The organism is uncultured Anaerococcus sp. (assembly GCF_963510915.1).
Taxonomy (GTDB): Bacteria; Bacillota; Clostridia; order Tissierellales; family Peptoniphilaceae; genus Anaerococcus.
The window spans coordinates 1-4,430 of sequence record NZ_CAUPHG010000119.1 but is presented as its reverse complement, the minus strand read 5'-3'; the positions used below and the strand labels follow the sequence as shown (position 1 = coordinate 4,430).

Annotated in this window: 3 protein-coding genes and 1 pseudogene; all 4 read left to right on the top strand. The window is 36.4% G+C overall.

Annotation, left to right across the window (positions count from 1 at the left end; genetic code table 11):
* A pseudogene (locus RQ893_RS08330) lies at positions 1-595 on the top strand (ABC transporter substrate-binding protein); the annotation flags it as partial.
* A 588-nt stretch (positions 596-1,183) separates the two neighbouring features.
* Positions 1,184-2,146, top strand: coding sequence for an ABC transporter permease (locus RQ893_RS08325; protein ID WP_311482555.1), 963 nt, complete (start codon positions 1,184-1,186; stop codon positions 2,144-2,146).
* A 1-nt stretch (position 2,147) separates the two neighbouring features.
* Positions 2,148-4,103 (top strand): ABC transporter permease subunit, encoded by a 1,956-nt coding sequence (locus RQ893_RS08320; RefSeq protein WP_311482554.1) that lies wholly within the window; start codon positions 2,148-2,150, stop codon positions 4,101-4,103.
* Between the two features lie 8 nt (positions 4,104-4,111).
* Positions 4,112-4,430 (top strand): ATP-binding cassette domain-containing protein (locus RQ893_RS08315; RefSeq protein WP_311482553.1); only part of this gene is annotated, 319 nt, incomplete at its 3' end.

Here is a 4,430-nt window from a genome sequence, read left to right as displayed (position 1 = left end):
AGATGGAAAGACACCTTGGGATAAGAAAAAGGCTGATGAAGAATTTGCTAAAAACCCAGATGGATTCAACTACTACAGGTATGATGAAAATGGTAAGAAACTTCAAGTAAACCAATATGGTTCAGATGAATCTCCAATCACCACCCTTATCTCAAATCAAGTTCCAGTAAATGCTAAGCAAGTAGGTATGGAATACAACGTAACAGCTGGTTCCTTCGCTACCCTTCTTGATTACTACACTAACCCAAAAGAAGATGCAGAATACACAGCATTCAACATGGGATCTAACTTTGGTACACCATTTGACCCATGGTACCAATATAACTCTAAGGGATCTGACAACAAGACAAGGACAAACGATCCAAAAGTAGACGAAATTACAGTTAAACTTCGTCAAACAGATTCTAACGACAAGGAAGGCTACCTAGATAGATGGGAAGAATTCGAAATGTGGTACAATGATTATCTACCAGAAATCCCTCTTTATGCTAACCAATACCACACAGGTTACTCAAAGAGAGTTAAAGGCTTTGATATCGATACACCAGTTTGGGAATCTGAATATCAAATCAATGCTATGAGCTTAGAAAAATAAGAAAACATACGAAGACAAGGCCAGCTGGTCTTGTCTTTTTTTATAAAGAGTTAAAAGAAAATTTTTTAAGACTGATAATTAAAAAAATTTTTACCAACACTTAGGTCGAAAAATCAACTATTGGCGTTTACATTGCAAATAAAAGTTTGAAAAATTTCTAGATAGCTAGATAAGTTACTAATAACAAAGAAATTAGAAAATTGTAGCTTGTTAATTCTTCTAATTTACCACAAATATTGAAGAATTAGAGTATAATATTAGAGTAATTATTAAAAAAATTAAGTTTAGCAAGGAAGTGTTAATTTAATTGTTGGAATTTATTTAAAATGACTAATGAATTTCACTTATAATTTAAGTCGGCTAAGCTTATCAATATTTACAAAACTTTATAATTATACAAAAGAACATGGAAACGTCCCTTATTTTTTGGGAGAAAATAGGATTTTTATAAAGTTTAAGGTTGACAAAAACGTCTAAATATAATACTATTGTAGGTATAAATTATATGATTGAGGACTGGGCCCAAAATTAATTGAAACGTTGACCAATACATAAAAGCCAGTCCAAATCAAAAGAGGAAGGATATATATGTTACGTTATATAGTTAAGAGAATAATAAACTTAATACCAGTAGCTCTTATCATATCTATAATGCTTTTTGCCTTCTCCAAGGCAATGCCAGGTGACCCTATCCAGGCTATGATTCCAACAACAGGCAGGATGACCAAGGCTCAAAAAGAAGAGATGTATAAGAATCTACAAGCTAGGTATGGCTATGACAAGCCTCTACCAGAACAATATGTGAGGTGGTTAGGCAGGACCCTTAAAGGTGACTTTGGTGAATCTACTAAAGTAAGAAGACCGGTTAAGGATTATCTAGCAGAACCACTTAAAAATACAGTTTATTTAAATATAGGTTCTACAATAATTTCTTTTGTACTTTCGGTGCTTATAGGAATTAGGTCGGCGACTCGAAAAGGGGGCATATACGATAAGGCTGCTCAGACATTGACTCTGGTTGGTCTTTCAATTCCAACCTTCTTTATAGGTTTGATTATGATATTTTTCTTTGCTTTTAGGCTAAAGATGTTCCCTGCAAATGGTATGCCAAGGGAAAATACTTTTGGTGAATGGATAAAATACCTAACCCTACCTACTTTAACATTAACAGTAGGATCTCTTGCATCTCTTTCTAGGTATGTAAGAAACTCTATGCTTGACGCCCTTGACCAAGACTATATCAGAACAGCTAGGTCTAAGGGATTAAAAGAAAAAACAGTAGTATATTCTCACGCCTTTAGAAACGCTTTAATTCCAGTAGTTACTGCGTTGACATGGGCTGTCCTTGGTATGTTCTCAGGTTCTGCTATTACAGAGAGGATTTTTTCCTACAGAGGAATTGGTAACGAGCTTATTTCTGCGGTAATGGCACAAGATTACAATGTAATTCTTGCCCTATCAATGTTTTATGCTATCCTAACCCTTCTAGGCAACCTCTTAATGGATATAGCTTATGCCCTTGTAGATCCAAGAGTTAAGTTGGAGGCTTAATATGAATAGAAAAATAAATAAACCATTTAAATCTTATTTTAGCTTCCTTAAAACTTATTTTTTGAGAGGGTTTACTTTTGCGAGCGGGATGGAAGATGAAAATCCTGCCCCAAAAAAAGAATCTGATGGGCCAACAAATAACCTTGGTGCAAATATGAAAGGTGGCTCTCAAGAAGGACCTGAAAATGACAAGCTAAAAGAAGAAGCTATTATGTCACCAGGTAAGGTAGCTCTTAGAAACTACTTTAGAAACCCACTCGGCGTAATTGGTCTTGCTATGTTTATAGCTATAGTCCTAGTAATCTTTGTTGGTTCAAAGATGCTACCATTTAACCAATATTATTCTCAAGGTAACCTAACAAACGTAGCCCCAGGAGCTGGGTATATGAATTATCCATCCGAAATGGAAAAAGAAGGTGTTGAAAAAATTTCTATTGGTAATACCTTTGCAATAGGTCTTACAAAAGAAGGCAAGATCTATGTTTGGGGTTCTGATAACGAAGATAAAGTTTTATCCATACCTGAAGGTGTTAAAAATAATCTAGAAGGTAAGAAAATAACAGATGTAGCAGCTGGTGATAGACACATTATTGTTGCTACTGAAGATAACAACATATATGGTTGGGGAAATAAGACCTTCGATCAAACAAAAGTGCCTGGTATGCAGGCAGCCCAAATTAAAAAAGAAGGGATAGCTAAAATTGGTGGCGGTACTCAATATTCAGTAGTCCTAACCAAGGCTAATAACATTATTATTTGGGGTTCTACCTTAGCATCAAGACTCGATATGATTCCTTCTAAGATTCAAGGACAAATTGTAGATTTTGATTGCAATACTATAAATGTAATTGTTGTTAAAAAAGATGGTTCTGTTGACCTCCTTGGTGTTAGAGGAGCTGAAAATGATACAGCTATGCCAGCCGAACTAAAAAATGGCAAGGTTAAGGCGAAAAAAGCGGTTCTTACAGCAAACTCAGCAGCTGCCCTTACAGAAGATGGCAAACTTTATGTTTGGGGGCCATCAAGAGATAAATTATCCGGTGACTTTGTTCCAAAATTTGACGCAAAAATTGTCGATATAGAAGCTGGTGATTCTGTAATTACAGCTTTAGATGAAAATGGAAAAGTTTACCAATGGGGTATAGAAAACTACGGAGAATTAGATACTCCTGACGGAGAATATGATAAGGTATTTTCAAAATACTTTAATATTTATGCGGTAAATAAAGAAGGAAAAATAAAAACTTGGGGACTAAATGGATTTAGGTTTGGTTCAGATGACCAAGGTCGTGATATCTTTACAAGACTTATCCACGGCGGCAAGATGACTATGGTTATATCCCTTATTTCAACAGTCATCCAAATCGGACTCGGTGTTTTAATAGGTATGGTATCTGGTTTTGTTGGCGGTAGGGTTGATAATATTCTAATGAGGATTTCAGAAATTGTTGCATCCTTCCCATTCTACCCAATGCTTATTTCCCTATCTGCCCTCCTACCTCCAGGAGCTAGTCAAGAGCAAAGAATAACCATGGTTATGATTCTTTTGGGTATCCTAGGTTGGACAGGACTTGCACGTTTGGTTCGTGGACAAATTCTTGCAGAACGTGAAAGGGATTATATTACAGCGGCTAAGGCCCTCGGAGTAAAAGACTGGTCTATTATGGTTAAGCACATACTCCCTAACGTCCTCTCAATTGTAATAGTAAATGCGACAATTGGTTATGCGGGCAACCTTCTTACTGAAAGTGGTCTTTCATTCTTAGGTTTTGGTGTTCAAGAGCCTACACCTTCTTGGGGTAATATGCTTACTGCAGCCCAAAGTTCAGATGTACTTAACACTTACTGGTGGAGATGGGTATTCCCAGCCCTTGCAGTATTCTTGACATCATTCTCAGTAAACCTTATTGGTGATGCCCTAAGAGATGCGATTGACCCAAGAGCAAACGAGAGATAGGTGAAATTATGAGCTTACTTGAAATAAACAATCTTCATACCTACTTTTCCACAAGACGTGGTCTTATAAAAGCTGTAAATGACGTAACCCTATCAGTTGACGAGGGTAAGACCCTTGGTCTTGTAGGAGAGTCTGGATCTGGTAAGAGTCAAACAGCGATGAGTATTCTTCAATTGTTTGAATCTAACCAAAAGATCTATGGTGGAGAAATAATTTTTAACGGAGAAAAAATCTCCGAATATACCACAAGCCAGATGGAGCATATCAGGGGCAATAAGATTTCAATGATCTTCCAAGAGCCAATGAGCTCCCTAAACCCTGTATTTA

What these genes read in the sequence shown, in the direction of transcription:
- RQ893_RS08325 (WP_311482555.1), top strand. Translation starts at nt 1,184, where the DNA reads ATGTTACGTTATATAGTTAAGAGAATAATAAACTTAATACCAGTAGCT.
- RQ893_RS08320 (WP_311482554.1), top strand. Translation starts at nt 2,148, where the DNA reads ATGAATAGAAAAATAAATAAACCATTTAAATCTTATTTTAGCTTCCTT.